Raw genomic sequence first — 16476 nt, 5'->3', positions numbered from 1 at the left:
CCGATGGGGTGGCGCTACCATGTACACATCGGGGTCTTTGCAGGATGCACTGTGCTGGCCCGCCGCCCTGTACAGCCGATTCGTTACAGCCTGCTCTCATCCCGTACCCGCCCTGGCGCATGTTCACCGTTCAGCCGCAGTCCCCCGTCCCGCTCGTGGTGCAGATCGTCGATGGCTTGCGGCGCGATATCGAAGAGGGCGCCTTGCGCGCCGGCACCAAGGTGCCGTCGATCCGCCAGTTCGCACATGCGCACCAGGTCAGCGTGTTCACCGTCGTCGAGGCCTATGACCGGCTGGTGGCCCAGGGCTGGCTGGTGTCGCGGCCGCACTCGGGCTTCTTCGTGCGCAAGCGCAGCGGCGCGGCCAGCGGACCGGCGACGGCCGCCGCCGCAAGTGCCGGCGGCGCTGCGTTCGATGCGATGTGGTACATGCGCAAGATCTTCGAGAACCGGCATCTGTCGATGAAACCGGGCTGCGGCTGGTTTCCGCACGACTGGTTGTTCGGCGACGGCGTCAAGCGCAGCCTGCGCGCCCTGGCGGCGGAGGATGTGGACCTCGGCGGTTATGGCGACCCCAAGGGCTTTCCGCCGCTGCGCGCGCTGATCCGCGATGCGATGGCCGAACAAGAGATCGGTGTCACCACCGAGCAGGTGTTGCTGACGCAAGGCAGCAGCCAGGCGCTGGACCTGGCCGCGCGCCGCCTGGTGCGCACCGGCGATGCGGTGCTGGTGGACGACCCGGGTTACGCCAACCTGCTGTTTGGCCTGCGCTTCCTGGGTGCCCGCTTGATCGGCGCGCCGCGCACGCCGAGCGGCTATGACCTGGCCGCTCTGGAGCGACAGATCGAGGCGCACAAGCCGCGCGTCTTCTTCACCCAGCCGCGGCTGCAAAGCCCCACCGGCTCGGTGGCGCAGCTGGCCCACCTGCACCGCGTGCTGCAACTGGCCGAGAAGCACGACATGCTGATCGTCGAGAACGACATCTATGCCGACCTCGACCCCGACCCGCGGCCCTCGCTGGCCAGCCTGGACCAGCTGAACCGGGTGATCCACATCAGCAGCTATTCGAAGACGGTGTCGCCGAACATCCGTGTTGGCTACCTGGTCGCGCACCCCGACCTGGTGGAGGACCTGGCGCAGCTGAAGATGATCGCCGGCCTCACTTCGTCGGAGTTCGGCGAGCGCCTGGCCTATGGCGCACTGACCGAAGGCCGCTGGCGCAAGCACCTGAAGCTTCTGCGCGAGCGCCTGGCCCAGGCCCATGAGCGTGTCGGCCGGCGCCTGGATGCGATGGGCTTCGAGATCTTCGCCGAGCCCAAGGCCGGCATGTTCCTGTGGGCGCGCCATGCCGGCATCGCCGATGCCGCGCTGGTGGCCAACCAGGCGGCCGACAGCGACATCCTGCTCGGGCCCGGCCACCTGTTCAGCGCCGAGCTGACGCCGAGCGCGTGGATGCGATTCAACGTCGCCTTCTGCAGCGACGAGCGCGTCTTCGCCTTCCTGGCCGCACAGTGCCGGGCCGGCTGATCGATCAGGCTCCCGCCGGGTTCTTGTTCGCGGACCACTTCGAGCGCAGCAGCGACACCACCGGCCACAGCAACAACACCAGCGACAGCGTCATCAGCGTGCCCACCAGCGGCCCGGACCAGAAGATGCCCAGGTCGCCCTGCGAGACCAGCATCGACTGGCGGAAGTTGGTCTCGGCCATGTCGCCCAGCACCAGCGCCAGCACCAGCGGCGCCAGCGGGTACTTCAGCTTCTTGAAGAAGTAGCCGAAGGCGCCGAAGACCAGCATCATCACCACGTCGAACATCGAGCTGTGCACGGTATAGGCGCCGATCGCGCAGACGACGATGATCACCGGCGCGATCACCGAGAACGGGATGCGCAGGATGGCGGCCCACAGCGGCACCGTCGTCAGCACCACCAGCAGGCCGACGATGTTGCCCAGGTACATCGAGGCGATCAGCCCCCAGACGAAATCCTTCTGCTCGATGAACAGCATCGGTCCCGGCTGCAGGCCCCAGATCAGCAGGCCGCCCAGCAGCACCGCGGCGGTGGGCGAGCCGGGGATGCCCAGCGTGAGCATCGGCAGCAGCGCCGAGGTGCCGGCCGCATGCGCCGCGGTCTCGGGCGCCACCACGCCTTCGATGGCGCCCTTGCCGAAGCTGTCCGGATCCTTCGACAAACGCCGCGCCATGCCATAACTCATGAACGACGCGGGTGTGGCGCCGCCCGGCGTGATGCCCATCCAGCAGCCGATGGCGGTGGCGCGCAGAAAGGTCTTCCAGTGCGTGAGCAGGATCTTCCAGGTCTGCCACACCACCTTGGGGTTGATCTTCGCGCTCTGGCCCTTGAAGGCCAGGCCTTCTTCCATCGTCAGCAGGATCTCGCCGATGCCGAACAGGCCGATCACCGCGATCAGGAAATCGAAGCCCTTGAACAGCATCGGGCTGCCATAGGTCATGCGCAACTGGCCGGTGACCGAATCCATGCCCACGGCGGCCAGCGCAAAGCCCAGCAGCATCGCGGCCAGCGTCTTCATCGGCGGCTCCTTGCTCATGCCGACGAAGCTGCAGAAGGTCAGGAACTGCACGCCGAACATCTCGGCCGGGCCGAACTTCAGCGCGAACTTCGCCAGCAGCGGTGCCAGGAAGGTGATCAGCACCACCGCGAACAGCGCGCCGACGAAGGACGAGGTGAAGGCCGTCGTCAGCGCCTGCGCCGCGCGGCCCTGCTGGGCCATCGGATAACCATCAAAAGTGGTGGCCACCGACCAGGGTTCACCGGGGATGTTGAACAGGATCGAGGTGATCGCGCCGCCGAACAGCGCGCCCCAGTAGATGCACGACAGCATGATGATGGCCGACGTGGGGTTCATCGAAAACGTCAGCGGCAACAGGATGGCCACGCCGTTGGCGCCGCCCAGGCCCGGCAGCACGCCGATCAGCACGCCCAGCGTGATGCCGATCAGCATGTACAGCAGGTTCGGCAAGGTCAGCGCGACCGAGAAGCCGTGCAGCAGGTTGGTGATTTCGTCCATCGCGGTCTCAGTAGCCGAGCCAGTGCTCGAGCGGGCCCTTGGGCAGCGGAACGCTGAACCAGCGCTCGAACACCAGGAACAGCAGCACCGGCACGAGCAGCGCGATCAGCGCGCACAACCACCAGGCAAAGTGGCCATGCCGGCGCATGAAGAAGGCGATCAGCACCACCGACGCGACGTAGATGCCCAGCGGCCAGATCAGTGCGACATACACAACCATCGGCCAGGCCACGGCGATGACGCCGGCCGCTTCCTGGCGCAGCACGAACACGCGTTGGTCCTGGCGCCAGCGCCGCAGCTGGTCGACGATCAGCACCAAGCTCACGGCGGCCAGGCCGATGCCGATGTAGAACGGAAAGTAGCCGGCACGCGGCCCGTCATCAGCCCAGCCGTGGCCAACCCGCACGCTGTCGACGATGACCAGCAGCGCCAGCACCAGCAGCGTCAGCGCCACCAGCAGTTCCGGCCAGCGCGTGGCCACGGCCGCGGAGTCCTTCTCGGGGATGTCGGGCACGAATACTCCTTGGGAACGGCGGGTCGGGCGACCCGGAAGCGGCGAGGGCAGGCTTTACTTGGCGATCAGCCTGGCTTCACGCATCAGCACGCGGTGATAGCTCTCGGCACGGTCCAGCCACTCGAGGTAGGGCTGGCCGCTGAGGGCGGTCTGGCGGAAGGCGCCCTTGGCCATGAAGTCGCGCCACTCGGGCAACGCGCGCACCTTGGACAGCAGCTGGACATAGAACGCCACCTGGTCCGGCGTGGCCTGCGGCGTCATGAAGATGCCGCGCAGCATCAGGTACTGCGCCGGGATGGCGGCGGACATGCACGTGGGGATGTCGCTCCAGGCCTGGCCGTTCGACAGCTTGGCCGGGTAGGCCAGCGGGCCGCCGTCGAACACGCACAGCGGCCGCAGCTTGCCGCCGCGCCACAGGCCTTCGGCTTCGATCGGGTTGTTGACCGTCATGTCCACATCGCCGGCGGCCAGCGACTTGGCCACGTCGCCGCCGCCCTTCAACGGCACGTACTGGATGCGCGTGCCGGCCGCGGTTTCCAGCAGCACGCTGATCAGCTGGTCTTCCTGCTTGCTGCCGGTGCCGCCGAGCTTGAAGCCGTTGTGGCCCTTCTGCCGCATCGCGGCCAGCAGCTCGGGTGCGGTCTTGTAGCTCGAATCGGCGCTCACCCACAACACGAACTGGTCGAGCGCCAGCATCGAGACCGGCGTGATGTCGCGCCAGTTGAAGCTGATGCCGGTGGCCAGCGGCACGGTGAACAGGCTGGACAGCGTGATGATCAGCTTGTGCGGGTTGCCCTTGTCGGCCTTGACGTCCATCAGGCCCTCGGCGCCCGAATTGCCGGGCTTGTTGACGACGCGGATGGTCTGGCGCATCAGGCCATGCTTGGCGACCATGTCCTGGATGAAGCGCGCCATTTGGTCGGCGCCGCCGCCGGTGCCTGCCGGTACCACCAGTTCCACCGGCTGGGTGGGCTCCCAGGCCCGGGCCGCTGGCGCCGCGGCCAGCAGCGCGCCAGCGGTCAGTGTGCAGGCCAGCGCGCGCAGCGCCGGGGTCAGGCGGGCGAGGAACCGTCGCGCCGGGGGTACTGCTGTCATCGTGGGTCTGCCTTACTGTGCGATGAAGCCGGCCTGCTTCATCAGCTCGCGGTGCATCTGCTCGTTCTTGCCCAGCCAGTTGAAGTAGGCCTCGCCGGTCAGCGCGGTCTGGCGGAAGGCGCCCTTTTCCATGAAGTCCTTCCACTCCGGCGTGGCCCGCACCTTGGCCATCAGGTCGACGTAGAAGGCCAGTTGCTCGGGCGTTGCACCCGGGGGCATGAAGATGCCGCGCAGCATCACATACTCCATCGGGATGCCGGCGGAGGTGCAGGTGGGAACGTCCTGCCACGACATGCCGTGCGAGAGCTTGGTGGGGTAGGGCAGCTTCACCGAATCGAACACGCACAGCGCGCGCAGCTTGCCGGCGCGCCAGTGCGACTCAGCCTCGATCGGGTTGTTCACGGTGGAGGTGATGTGCTTGCCCACCAGTTGCACCGCCACCTCGCCGCCGCCCTTGTACGGGATGTAGGTCATCTTCTTGCCGGCCAGGCCCTCCAGCATCACGGTGATGATTTGGTCTTCCTGCTTCGAGCCGGTGCCGCCCATCTTGATGGTGTTGGGCGGGCTGCTCTTCAGCGCCTCGAGGAAGTCCTTGGCGGTCTTGTACGGCGACTCGGCATTGACCCACAGCACGAACTGGTCCAGCGCCATCATCGACACCGGCGTCATGTCGCGCCAGTTGAAGGGCACGCCGGTGGCCAGCGGGGTGGTGAACAGGTTGGACAGCGTGATGATCAGCTTGTGCGGTTCACCCTTCGAACCCTTGACGTCCAGAAAGCCTTCCGCGCCCGCACCGCCGCTCTTGTTGACGACGATGATCGATTGCTTCATCAGCTGATGCTTGACGACCACGCCCTGGATGAAGCGCGCCATCTGGTCGGCGCCGCCACCGGTGCCGGCCGGCACCACGAACTCGACCGGCTTGCTCGGTTCCCAGGGGGCCGCCGCAGCACTGCCGGCCAGACCGCAGGCGGCCAGTGCGAAGCTGAGCGTCTTCAGCCAGAACGTCCTCATCGAATCTCCCTTGTTGAGTGGATGCGCGAAACAGCTCAGGAATGTAAGGCCTGCATGGAGGTGCAGGCGGTAGGTGCTTCCCGATAGTGGCCCTCGGCGCCCGCGGCCGCACAGGGTCGGTGGCTAGAATCGCCCTATGAAAGCCGCTGACATTCGCTCCACGTTCCTGAAGTTTTTCGAGTCCAAGGGCCACCAGGTCGTGGCCTCGTCGCCGGTGGTGCCGGGCGACGACCCGACGCTGCTGTTCACCAACGCGGGCATGAACCAGTTCAAGGATGTTTTCCTCGGCTTCGACAAGCGGCCCTACACGCGGGCGGCCACCTCGCAGAAGTGCATCCGCGCCGGCGGCAAGCACAACGACCTGGACAACGTCGGCTACACCGCGCGGCACCACACCTTCTTCGAGATGCTGGGCAACTTCAGCTTCGGCGACTACTTCAAGAAGGACGCGATCCAGTACGCCTGGGAACTGCTGACGGTGAACTTCAAGCTGCCGGCCGACAAGCTGTGGGTCACCGTCTATGCCGAGGACGACGAGGCCTACGAGATCTGGAACAAGACGGTGGGCGTGCCGGCCGAACGCATCGTGCGCATCGGCGACAACAAGGGCGCACGCTACGCCTCCGACAACTTCTGGATGATGGGCGACACAGGCCCCTGCGGCCCCTGCACCGAGATCTTCTACGACCACGGCCCCGATGTCGCCGGCGGCCCGCCGGGATCGCCCGAGCAGGACGGCGACCGTTACATCGAGATCTGGAACAACGTCTTCATGCAGTTCAACCGCACCGAAGACGGTGTGATGCACAAGCTGCCCAAGCCCAGTGTCGACACCGGCATGGGCCTGGAGCGGCTGACCGCGGTGCTGCAGCATGTGCACTCGAACTACGAGATCGACCTGTTCACCAGCCTGCTCGCCGCCGCCAAGAAGGCAGTGGACGAAGCCGGCGGCCAGGATTGTGATGCGAGCTCGCCGTCGCTGAAGGTGATTGCCGACCACATCCGCGCCTGTTCGTTCACCGTGGTCGACGGCGTGATCCCGGGCAATGCCGGCCGCGGCTACGTGCTGCGCCGCATCGCGCGCCGCGCCATCCGCCATGGCTACAAGCTGGGCGCACGCGCGCCGTTCTTCCACACGCTGGTGCATGCGCTGGTCGGCGTGATGGGTGAGGCCTACCCCGAGCTGCGCCAGGCCGAGAAGCGCGTCACCGAGGTGTTGCAGCAGGAGGAAGAACGCTTCTTCAGGACCATCGCCAACGGCATGGAGATCCTCGAGGCGGCGCTCGCACAACTGGACAAGTCGGGCACCCGGCAGATCGACGGCGCCACGGCCTTCAAGTTGCACGACACCTTCGGTTTCCCGGTCGACCTGACCGGCGACGTCTGCCGCGAGCGCGGTGTCACCGTCGACCAGGCGGCCTTCGACGTGCTGCTCGAGAAGCAGCGCAGCGATGCGCGCCAGGCCGGCAAGTTCAAGGCCGCCCAGGGCCTGGCGTACAGCGGCAAGCCGACCCACTTCCACGGCTACGAGCAGCTGTCCCGCGAGGACGCGAAGATCGTCGCGATCTATGTCGACGGCGCCTCGGTGCCCGGGGCCAAGGCCGGCGACGACGTGGTGCTGGTGCTGGACCACACGCCGTTCTACGCCGAAAGCGGCGGCCAGGTCGGCGATTCGGGTGAGTTGCGCAACGCCACCACACGCGTCGTGATCGACGACACGCTGAAGATCCAGGCCGATGTCTTCGGCCACCATGGCCAGGTGGTCGAAGGCAGCGTCAGCGTCGGCGATGTGTTTGCCGCCCGCGTCGATGCCGAACGCCGTGCGAAGACCGTGCGCAACCACAGCGCCACGCACTTGATGCACAAGGCGCTGCGCGAGGTGCTGGGCGCGCATGTGCAGCAGAAGGGCTCGCTGGTCAACGCCGATCGCACGCGCTTCGACTTTGCGCACAACGCGCCGATCACCGACGAGCAGATCCGCCGCGTCGAGGAACTCGTCAATGCCGAGATCCTGGCCAATGCGCAGGCCGACGCCGCGGTGATGTCGCTCGACGATGCGCAGAAGAGCGGCGCGATGATGCTGTTCGGCGAAAAGTACGGCGAGACCGTGCGCGTGCTGAGCATCGGCTCCAGCAAGGAACTCTGCGGCGGCACGCATGTGCAGCGCAGCGGCGACATCGGCCTGTTCAAGATCGTTGCCGAAGGCGGTGTTGCGGCCGGCATTCGGCGCGTCGAGGCGATCACCGGCGACAACGCGCTGGCTTACCTGCAGTCCTTGGCCAGCACGGTCGACGGCGTGGCGGGTGCATTGAAGGTCACGCCGGCCGAGGTGCCGGCGCGCATCGGCGCGGTGCTGGACCAGGTGCGCACACTGGAAAAGGAAATCGCCGCGCTGAAGGGCAAGCTGGCCTCGGCGCAGGGCGACGAGTTGATGGCCCAGGCGGTGGACGTCAAGGGCATCAAGGTCCTGGCCGCGCTGCTGCCGGGCGCCGATGCCAAGACCTTGCGCGAGACGCTGGACAAGCTGAAGGACAAGCTCAAGACCGCGGCCGTCGTGTTGGCGGCCGTGGACGGCGACAAGGTGCAGTTGGCCGCCGGCGTCACCGCCGACGCCATCGGCCGCGTCAAGGCCGGCGAGCTGGTGAACTTCGTCGCGCAGCAGGTTGGCGGCAAAGGCGGCGGCAAGCCGGACATGGCGATGGCGGGTGGCACCAACGCGGCCCAGTTGCCGCAGGCGTTGGCCTCCGTGCAGGCCTGGGTCGCCGAACGCGCCTGACATGTGGCCCCCACGCTCACCCTGTTCGCTGCCCCCCGAGGGGGAGCGTCAGCCCCTTGAGGCTGCCCGGCGGTGCTGACATGAGTGCGGCGCCCATCACCGTGCGCCGTGCCGTGCTGGCCGATGCCGCGGCCTTCGCGCGCACGATGGGCGATCCCGCCGTGCTGCGCCAGCTGATGCAGGTGCCCTATACCAGCGAAGAAGCCTGGCGCGCGCGCCTGGGCGATCTGCTGGCGCCCGGCAAGCCCGACCTGATGCTGGTGGCCGAGCGGCCCGGGGCCGATGGCATGCCGGAGGTGGTCGGCAGCGCCGGACTGCACCCGGCCGGCGTGGCCGTGCGGCGCCGGCACGTGATGATGATGGGCATCTCGGTGCGGAGCGAGGCGCAGGGCCAGGGCGTTGGCACGGCGCTGATGCAGGCACTGTGCGACTGGTGCGACAACTGGGGCCAGGTGCTGCGCCTGGAGTTGTCGGTGTATGCCGACAATGCCCGCGCGATCGCGCTGTACCAGCGCTTCGGCTTCCGGCAGGAGGGCCTGCACCGCGGCTACGCCTTGCGCGATGGGGCCTATGTCGATGCACTGTCGATGGCGCGGCTGCATCCCCGGCCGCCAGGCATCGAGCCGTTCAACGACGCCCCGGCAGGCCTATGAAGACCCGGCTGGCTTTCCTGCGTCAGGCGGCCAGGCCGCAGAGCCCGTAAAGCCGCTCGGCATCCAGCAGCGTCAGCATCTGGCCGTCGCTGCGCACCAGCTTGTCGCCGTGGCCGGCGCTGCCGGGGCCGCCCAGCGCCACCGGCTGCAGATCGGCACGCGCAGCGATGAACACCGGCCCGAGTTCCTGCACCCGCAAGGCCATGCGCTGGCCGCCGGCGGTGTGCAGCACGATCACCGGTGCATCGACCGGTGACAGCGGGCCGCCGCGCACCGCGCCGAGGTCGATGGCCATGATCATGCGGCCCTCGAAGGGCAGCATGCCCAGCACATGCGCCGGCAGCCCGGGCAGCGCCGCGATGCGCGGGTGTTCCAGGGCGGTGTGCACCTGCGCGACCGGCAGCCCCAGCCACTGGTTGCCGGCCACGAAGGAGGCAATCTCCTGCCCGGCATCGTTCGATGCGCTGCGCGGCGCCGGCGGCGGCACAAAGGCCGGCACCGCCGTGTCGATCTGCGGCAGGCGCTGTCCCAGGCGCATCAGCACCAGCGCGGCCGCGTCGTCGCCGGGGCACTGCGCATTGCCGTGGTATTCGCGGTAGCCGCCGGCCATGCTGAACGCCGCGGCATGGGCCACGCCGTCGATGTCGATCACCGTGGTCATCGCCTGACCGCGCGCCAGGGCCTGCGGCAGCAGCGGCGCGGTGCTGCCGACCGGCCAGCGCGCATCGGTGCTGGCGACGACCTGGCCGCTGCGGGTGACGAAGAGCGCGCTGCAACCGGGCAGCGGCGTGCCGTCGGCCGCGGCCGGCAGCACGTCGCGCAGCATCGCGGCGAATTGCGGCGTGCCGTCGAAGACGATGGCGATGCCGCCCAAGGCCGCGCCACCGGCTGGCGGCAGCACGGCCGCCGCGTAGACATAGGTGGGCTCATCGGCATACAGCGCGCTGGGCTGATGCGACGACATCTGGAAGGCCTGGCCCTCGCGCAGCGCCAGCGTGGGCTGCAGCCAGGCGGCGTCGAGGCCGCGGCCAACCCAGTCCTGCGCGCCGGGCTGCGACACCGCCACGACCTGGCCCTGTGCATCGAACAGCAGCAGCAGCGAATACACCGTGTACAGCCGGTTGATGTTCTGCAGCACGGCGGCCGCGCGGCCGGCATCGCGCTGATCGGGCGGCAGCGCCAGCTGCTGGCGCAGATCGCCGTTCAGCGCCCACCAGCGGCAATCGTTGGCGCGCTCGTAGAGGTTGCGGTCCATGATGTCGACGGCCAGCCGCGCGCGGGCGCGGGCGATGTCGAACACCGCGCCCAGGGCTGAGCGGTGCAGGTTGCCGGTGGCCTGCGCGAACAGCAGGCGGATCTGCTCGCCGGTGTTGCCCACTTCGCGCAGCAGCGTGCCGGCGAAGTCGTTGCCACCGCCGTTGCCGGCGCCCTGGGCCGCCGGACGCAGCCGGCCGTTCCACAGCACGCGCGACAGGTCACGCTGGATGCGTGCGGCATGGCGCGGGATGCGGTGCAGCTCCTCGGCGAACAACTCGTGCGTGTCCAGCGCGCCGACCAGGCCGTCGATCGCCTGGTCGCGCTGGCCGGGCTCGCTGTCGTGCGCCCCTTCGAAGGCCAGCTCGGTGGACACCAGCACGCAGGCGCGCCAGCCCGGGCCGAGATAACCCTCATAACCGGTGGCCGCGGTGTTCACGCTGAGGTAGTCGCGGCCGGCAAAGCGCAGGCGCTGGTGCTCAGCCCCGCCCGGCTTGCCAGGCAGTTGCGCGCCCAGCGGCAGTTGCCAGGGGTCGGAGCTGGCGACCACGCGACGATCGGCGTCGATCAAGGTGATCACGCTGCGGCCGGCCGGATCGCGCAGCTGCGAGAAGATGCCGTGCATCTCGTCGTCGAAGCGGAACGACAGGCACAGCACGCCGGCCACGCCGCGTTCGTTGCGGATGGCCTGCGCAAACAGCAGCGCGGTGCGGCCATCCATCAGCGTGCTGGGACCGAAGCGTTCGACATAACTGCTGGCCTGTGCGGCCTGGGCCAGCCAGGGCTCGTGGCAGGTCGTGGCCTGCACCTGGCGGTCCAGTCGCGCCAGCACCTGGCCCTGCGGGTTCAGCACCACGATGTCGTCGTAGACCGAGTACTTGGCCACGTAGTCGCGAAAGCGGGATTCGATGGCCTCGCGGCCGGTCGCGCTGCCGTCGGCCGCGGCGGTGAAGCCCACCAGATCGCTGTCCGACGACAGGAAGCCGACGTCGGCCGTGCGCTCGAACAGGTTGCGCACCAGGATGTCGATGGCCACCTGGGCCTGGCCGCGCATCTGCTGCACGGCGTTGGCCAGCAGGCTGCGCGCCAGGCTGTCGAGCAGGGTTTCGGTCAGTGACTGGAATTCGCTGCGCGTGCCGCCGATGTCGGGCACGGTGCCGCTCATCTGGCCCAGCATGGCCAGGCTGTCCCACAGGCCCTGCAGCCGCAGCATCGATTCGCGGTACTCATCGACGGCCGGCATGCGGCTGACCAGATCAGCCACTTCGGGTGAAAACGGTACTCCGCGGCGCGTGATCTTGGTTTTCAAGGCGTCCTCGTTCCCTGTTGAGCAAGCCCATGGGTCGGGCTCGCCGAGCACGGTAGGCGCAGCACGCGGCCGCAAAGGGCCGATAAGCAGGTGTTTGCCTCGCCAGTCCCGCTCCAGGTGCGTCCGTGCCGTAAACGGGTGCGTGATTGCGCTGCGGTGGTGCGCATTTCGGCGCCCGGCGAGGGCGGCGACAATGCGGCCTGCCTTGGCCACCCGAAGAGATCCCCGCATGAGTTCCGTCGTCAAACACAGCAGCGAAGCCGACATCGAGAACCTGGAAAAACTGTGCGAACGCCTGGCCGGCTTTGGTGTCGATGTCTCGCTGGAATGGGTCGACGGCTTCATGACCGCGCTGCTGGCCAGCCGCCGCGCGATTGCCGAGCATGAATGGCTGCCGGCGATGTTCGGCGATGCTTTCGGGCGTGCCTTTGCCGACCCCGACGATGTGCAGCAGGCCATGGCCACGCTGAGCGCACGCTGGGCCGTGCTGGCGAACCAGCTGGATCCGGAAGCCTTGCTCGAGGCGCCGGACGAGCTGCGCATATCGCCGATGATGATTGCCTACGACGAGGAGGCGCGGCGCGAAGTGGTGGCGGGCGGCCACATGACGGCCGAGGAGGCCGATGAACTGCTGCAGACCGGCGCGCTGTGGGCCGAAGGCTTCCGTGCCGCCACCGAGGCCTTTGCTGCCGACTGGGTGGAACCCGACATGGACAGCGAAGAGGGCCGCTGGTACGACGACTGCCTGATGCGCGTGATGGCGCTGATGCTGCCGCCCACCGACCTGGCGGCCTACACCAGCGAGGCCTATCCCGGCGAAACGATCAGCCGCGAAGAGTTGATCGACGATGCCTGCTTCGGCGTGCAGGACCTGCGGGTGTACTGGCTGGACCACGCGCCGAAACCCGAGACGCGCCGCGTCGAGCCGACGCCCGGGCGCAACGACATCTGCCCTTGCGGCAGCGGCAAGAAATACAAGAAGTGCCACGGGGCCGCATGAACGGTCGATCCGGCTGTCTGAAGGGCGGCGCGGCGCGCCGACAATTTCGCATCGCTGCCCATGGATTCACACCGCCATGAAGATCGGATTTGCGTTCAACGAAGTGCTGGCCCTGCTGCTGCTGGCCACTGGCGCCTTGAGCCTGGCCTGGGCGCTGCTGCGGCGGCGTGGCCGGCAGCACAAGCCTTGGTGGGTGCATTGGGGCGCGGATTTCTTTGCCGTCATCGCGCTGGTCTTCACCTGCCGCGTGGCGCTGGCCGACTGGCAGCGTGTGCCCAGCGGTTCGATGGAGCCGACGCTGCGGGTCGGCGACATGCTGCTGATCAACCACCTGGCCTACGGGCCGCGGCTGCCCTTCACCAACACGGCCATTCCGATGGGCGCGCCGCAGCGCGGCGACATTGCGGTATTCCGCTTCCCGCCGGATGTGTCGGTGTTCTATGTCAAGCGCATCGTCGCGCTGCCCGGCGACACGGTGGTGTTCCGCGACGGCGTGGTGGCCGTGAACGGCCAGGCCTTGCAGGCGCAGGACCAGGGCTGGGGCCAGCGGCCGGATGACAAGGGCGAGCGCCTGCTGACCGAGACGCTGGCCGGCCGCGAACACCCGATCAAGCTGAACCCCTTCGTGCAGGGCCGCATGCCGATGAGCATCAGTGCGCCTGACTGCCAAAATGAGCGGCCAGGTTCCTGGAGTTGCACCGTGCCCGCCGGTCACCTGCTGGCGCTGGGCGACAACCGCGACAACTCCTCCGATTCACGTGCCTGGGGCTTCGTGCCTGAGGGCGAGATCTATGGCCGCGTCGACCGCGTGCTGTTCAACTACCTCGAAGCGTCCCGTTTCTGGCACAAACCCATCTGATGCTGCTCAGGCATACGAGGGCACGGTGGCCTTGCCGCGGAACACGCGGTACGAGTAGATCGTGTAGCCGCCGATCGCCGGCACGGTGACCGCGCAGCCGAACAGGATCACGGCCAGCGATTCGGGCGAACTGGCGGCCTGCCAGATCGTCATGCGGTCCATCACGACAAAGGGGTAGAGGCTGTAGGCCAGGCCCAGCGCGCCGAACAGGAACACGCCGAGCATCAAGGTGAACGGCAGCCAGCACAGCTTGCCGAGCACGCGCTGCGAGTTCAGCAGCGCACGCAGACCCAGCAGCGCGGCGGCGGTGGACAGCGGAATCGGCAGCAGTGCGATGAAGGCCGGCAATGTGAACCAGCGGTCCCGCACCGTGGCACTGACCACCGGCGTGGCAACCGACACCAGCGCCAGGCCCAGCACCATCGCCGGCCAGGCCAGCTTGGCCCAGTGGACCGCGCGGCGCTGCAGTTCCCCTTCGGTCTTCAGGATCAGCCAGCAGGCGCCCAGCAGCACGTAGGTCGCGGGCAAGGTGACGGCAATGGCCGCTGCGAACAGCGTGTAGCCCCAGCCTTCGGCAAAGCCGGTGATGTAGCGGCCGAGCATCCAGCCCTGGGCCAGCGACGCCAACGTCGAGCCGGCGAAGAACAGCTGGTTCCACAAGGCCTTGTGGCCGGTCGGCGCCTTGACGCGGAAGTCGAAGGCCACGCCGCGCACGATCAGCCCGATCAGCATGAAGGCCACCGGCAGGTACAGCGCGCCCATCACCACGCCATGGGCCTTGGGGAAGGCGATCAGCAGGATGCCCACCCCCAGCACCAGCCAGGTCTCGTTGGCGTCCCAGAAGGGGCCCAGGCTGCCGATCATCAGGTCCTTGTCGGCCTCGTCGGCGCGGTGCAGCAACATGCCCACGCCCAGGTCGTAGCCGTCCAGCGCCACGTAGACCAGCATGGACAGGCCCATCAGGCCCATGAAGGCGATCGGCAACCAGCCGGCGGCGTTCGAAACATCGGTGGCGTTCACGGTCTGCTCCTTCAAACGAACGCACGGCTCTGCACTGGCGCATGCGGGTCGAGCAGCACGCTCTCTGGCTTCTCGGCCAGGTAGCGCAGCACGCCGACATAGGCCAGCAGCAGCAGCGAGTAGACGGTGAGGTACATCGCCAGCGTCAGGCCGATCATCGGCGAGGGCACGGCGGCGACGACGTCGACGGTGCGCAGCAGGCCGTGAACGATCCAGGGTTGGCGGCCGATTTCGGTGACGTACCAGCCGGCCAGCGTGGCCACCCAGCCCGAGAAGCTCATCGCTGCCAGCGGCCACAGCAGCCAACGCGGCAGGCGATCGGCCACCCAGCCGCGGCGCCAGAGCAGCCACACGCCCAGCCAGCTGAAACCCAGCATCAGCACGCCGGTGCCGACCATCACGCGGAAGCCGAAGAACAGCGGCTTCACCGGTGGATGGGCATTCGGGAATTCATCGAGGCCGCGGATCGTGGCGTTCGCATCGTGTTTCAGGATCAGGCTGGCGCCCTTGGGGATGCCGATCGCGAAGTCGTTGCGGCGCTTCTGCTCGTCCGGCCAGGCGAACAGCAGCAGCGGCGCGCCGGCCTCGGTCTGCCACACGCCTTCCATCGCGGCGATCTTCTGCGGCTGGTGCTGCAGTGTGTTCAGGCCATGCAGGTCGCCGACGAAGATCTGCAGCGGCACCAGCAGCGCGGCCAGCGTCAGGCCAGTGCGCAAGGCCTTGCCCGTTGATCGATTGGTGGTGTGGCGCAGCAGCTGCCAGGCCGACAGGCCGGCCAGCAGGAAGCTCACCGTCAGCGCTGAGGCCAGCAGCATGTGCGTCAGCCGGTAGGGGAAGGAGGGGTTGAAGATCACCGCCAGCCAGGAGCGCACATGGAACTGGCCGTCGATGATCTCGTGGCCGCTGGGCGTCTGCATCCAGGAGTTGAGGCTGAGGATCCAGAACGCGCTCAAGGTGGTGCCGAAGGCCACCAGGAAGGTCGCGATCAGGTGCATGCGTTCGCCAACACGTTCGTGGCCGAACAGCATCACGCCCAGGAAGGTGGCCTCGAGGAAGAAGGCCGTCAGCACCTCGTAGCCCAGCAGCGGCCCGGCGATGTTGCCGGCCTTTTCCATGAAGCCCGGCCAGTTGGTGCCGAACTGGAAGCTCATCGTCAGCCCGCTGACGACACCCAGTGCGAAGGTCAGCGCAAACACCTTGGTCCAGAAGCGGTAGGCCAGCAGCCAGGGCGTCTGGTGCGTCGTCAACCAGCGCCAGCGGAAGAACAGCAGCACCCAGCCGAGCGCGATGCTGATGGTCGGGAACAGGATGTGGAAACTGATGTTGGCGGCGAACTGCAGCCGGGCCAGCAGGAAGGCGTCCATGGGGTGCTTTCAGGTGCGGGGGGTGCCGCGGGCTTTTCCGGTGAATTCGAGAAAGCGCTGGACCTTGGAGCCCATGCGCATCAACTGCGACAGCGTCTGCGCGTCCATGCGCCGCACGTCGTCGAACCAGGTGGTCAGCATCTCGATCAGGTCGTGCATGCCGCGCATGCGTTCCTGCGCGATGCGGTCTTCTTCGCTGGTCGGTGTGTCGAGCAGCGCGTTGCGCAGCATCGACAGCGTCGGTTCGATCTCGCGGCGGCGGCGCTCTTCGGCTAGCGTCAGGAAGATCTCCCAGGCGTCGTGCGGCGCCTCGAAGTATTCGCGCCGGTCGCCGGGCAGATGGCGCAGTTGCACCAGGCGCCAGGCCTGCAGCTCTTTCAGCCCCATGCTGACGTTGGAGCGGCTGAACTCCAGGTGCATCGCGATGTCGTCGGCATTCACCGGCTGCGGTGCAACGAAGATCAGCGCGTAGATCTGGCCGACCGTGCGGTTGATGCCCCAGCGGCTGCCCATCTCGCCGAAATGGCCGATGAAGCTGCGCACGAGCGGTGTCAGGGCGTTCATGGGGTGAGCGCG

The 16476-nt window shown here is 67.8% G+C and carries 13 protein-coding genes; 5 read left to right on the top strand and 8 right to left on the bottom strand.

Annotation, left to right across the window (positions count from 1 at the left end; translation table 11 throughout):
- Nucleotides 1-119 precede the first annotated feature (119 nt).
- On the top strand, nt 120-1526 hold the full coding sequence (locus VLK61_RS01515; protein WP_325417564.1) for a PLP-dependent aminotransferase family protein: 1407 nt from the start codon (nt 120-122) through the stop codon (nt 1524-1526).
- Between the two features lie 4 nt (nt 1527-1530).
- On the opposite strand, the gene VLK61_RS01510 is transcribed toward VLK61_RS01515, so the two are convergent.
- The 4 genes from VLK61_RS01510 to VLK61_RS01495 are packed head-to-tail and all read right to left on the bottom strand — an operon-like array spanning nt 1531 to nt 5665.
- Complete coding sequence (locus tag VLK61_RS01510; protein ID WP_325417562.1) at nt 1531-3042, bottom strand: tripartite tricarboxylate transporter permease; 1512 nt, start codon at nt 3040-3042, stop codon at nt 1531-1533.
- A 7-nt stretch (nt 3043-3049) separates the two neighbouring features.
- On the bottom strand, nt 3050-3556 hold the full coding sequence (locus tag VLK61_RS01505) for a tripartite tricarboxylate transporter TctB family protein (RefSeq protein WP_325417560.1): 507 nt from the start codon (nt 3554-3556) through the stop codon (nt 3050-3052).
- Nucleotides 3557-3610: 54 nt separating this feature from the next.
- A complete protein-coding gene (locus tag VLK61_RS01500) occupies nt 3611-4651 on the bottom strand; it encodes a tripartite tricarboxylate transporter substrate binding protein (protein WP_325417558.1) in 1041 nt (346 codons plus the stop codon).
- A 12-nt stretch (nt 4652-4663) separates the two neighbouring features.
- Nucleotides 4664-5665 carry a Bug family tripartite tricarboxylate transporter substrate binding protein gene (locus VLK61_RS01495; protein WP_325417557.1) on the bottom strand — a complete coding sequence of 334 codons (1002 nt, stop codon included), beginning with the start codon at nt 5663-5665 and terminating at the stop codon, nt 4664-4666.
- A 136-nt stretch (nt 5666-5801) separates the two neighbouring features.
- Between VLK61_RS01495 and alaS the strand changes: the two genes are divergently transcribed.
- A complete protein-coding gene (gene alaS / locus VLK61_RS01490) occupies nt 5802-8441 on the top strand; it encodes an alanine--tRNA ligase (RefSeq protein WP_325417555.1) in 2640 nt (879 codons plus the stop codon).
- A gap of 80 nt (nt 8442-8521) precedes the next feature.
- On the top strand, nt 8522-9094 hold the full coding sequence (locus tag VLK61_RS01485) for a GNAT family N-acetyltransferase (protein WP_325417553.1): 573 nt from the start codon (nt 8522-8524) through the stop codon (nt 9092-9094).
- A 22-nt stretch (nt 9095-9116) separates the two neighbouring features.
- Here VLK61_RS01485 and VLK61_RS01480 read toward each other — a convergent pair whose 3' ends face one another.
- Nucleotides 9117-11657 carry a chemotaxis protein CheW gene (locus tag VLK61_RS01480; protein WP_325417551.1) on the bottom strand — a complete coding sequence of 847 codons (2541 nt, stop codon included), beginning with the start codon at nt 11655-11657 and terminating at the stop codon, nt 9117-9119.
- A 229-nt stretch (nt 11658-11886) separates the two neighbouring features.
- Here VLK61_RS01480 and VLK61_RS01475 point away from each other — a divergent pair, with 229 nt between their 5' ends.
- Nucleotides 11887-12657: a UPF0149 family protein gene (locus VLK61_RS01475; protein WP_325417549.1), complete on the top strand. Its 771-nt coding sequence runs from the start codon at nt 11887-11889 to the stop codon at nt 12655-12657.
- Nucleotides 12658-12733: 76 nt separating this feature from the next.
- Nucleotides 12734-13516, top strand: a complete 783-nt coding sequence (gene lepB, locus VLK61_RS01470) for a signal peptidase I (protein WP_325417547.1) — start codon at nt 12734-12736, stop codon at nt 13514-13516.
- 6 nt (nt 13517-13522) lie between these two features.
- Here lepB and VLK61_RS01465 read toward each other — a convergent pair whose 3' ends face one another.
- From VLK61_RS01465 to VLK61_RS01455, 3 genes are read right to left on the bottom strand one after another with little or no spacing between them, the layout of a single operon-like run.
- Complete coding sequence (locus tag VLK61_RS01465; RefSeq protein ID WP_325417545.1) at nt 13523-14536, bottom strand: cytochrome d ubiquinol oxidase subunit II; 1014 nt, start codon at nt 14534-14536, stop codon at nt 13523-13525.
- Nucleotides 14537-14547: 11 nt separating this feature from the next.
- A complete protein-coding gene (locus VLK61_RS01460; RefSeq protein WP_325417543.1) occupies nt 14548-15900 on the bottom strand; it encodes a cytochrome ubiquinol oxidase subunit I in 1353 nt (450 codons plus the stop codon).
- 9 nt (nt 15901-15909) lie between these two features.
- Nucleotides 15910-16464 (bottom strand): GbsR/MarR family transcriptional regulator, encoded by a 555-nt coding sequence (locus tag VLK61_RS01455; protein WP_325417541.1) that lies wholly within the window; start codon nt 16462-16464, stop codon nt 15910-15912.
- Nucleotides 16465-16476 lie beyond the last annotated feature (12 nt).

Origin of the sequence: Aquabacterium sp., assembly GCF_035476535.1 — a bacterium.
Taxonomy (GTDB): domain Bacteria; phylum Pseudomonadota; class Gammaproteobacteria; order Burkholderiales; family Burkholderiaceae_C; genus Pseudaquabacterium.
The sequence above is the reverse complement of the archived record's forward strand: the minus strand, read 5'-3'. Positions and strand labels throughout refer to the sequence as shown.

What these genes read in the sequence shown, in the direction of transcription:
- VLK61_RS01515 (WP_325417564.1), top strand. Translation starts at nt 120, where the DNA reads ATGTTCACCGTTCAGCCGCAGTCCCCCGTCCCGCTCGTGGTGCAGATC.
- VLK61_RS01510 (WP_325417562.1), bottom strand. Translation starts at nt 3,042, where the DNA reads ATGGACGAAATCACCAACCTGCTGCACGGCTTCTCGGTCGCGCTGACC.
- VLK61_RS01500 (WP_325417558.1), bottom strand. Translation starts at nt 4,651, where the DNA reads ATGACAGCAGTACCCCCGGCGCGACGGTTCCTCGCCCGCCTGACCCCG.
- VLK61_RS01495 (WP_325417557.1), bottom strand. Translation starts at nt 5,665, where the DNA reads ATGAGGACGTTCTGGCTGAAGACGCTCAGCTTCGCACTGGCCGCCTGC.
- alaS (WP_325417555.1), top strand. Translation starts at nt 5,802, where the DNA reads ATGAAAGCCGCTGACATTCGCTCCACGTTCCTGAAGTTTTTCGAGTCC.
- VLK61_RS01485 (WP_325417553.1), top strand. Translation starts at nt 8,522, where the DNA reads ATGAGTGCGGCGCCCATCACCGTGCGCCGTGCCGTGCTGGCCGATGCC.
- VLK61_RS01475 (WP_325417549.1), top strand. Translation starts at nt 11,887, where the DNA reads ATGAGTTCCGTCGTCAAACACAGCAGCGAAGCCGACATCGAGAACCTG.
- lepB (WP_325417547.1), top strand. Translation starts at nt 12,734, where the DNA reads ATGAAGATCGGATTTGCGTTCAACGAAGTGCTGGCCCTGCTGCTGCTG.
- VLK61_RS01460 (WP_325417543.1), bottom strand. Translation starts at nt 15,900, where the DNA reads ATGGACGCCTTCCTGCTGGCCCGGCTGCAGTTCGCCGCCAACATCAGT.
- VLK61_RS01455 (WP_325417541.1), bottom strand. Translation starts at nt 16,464, where the DNA reads ATGAACGCCCTGACACCGCTCGTGCGCAGCTTCATCGGCCATTTCGGC.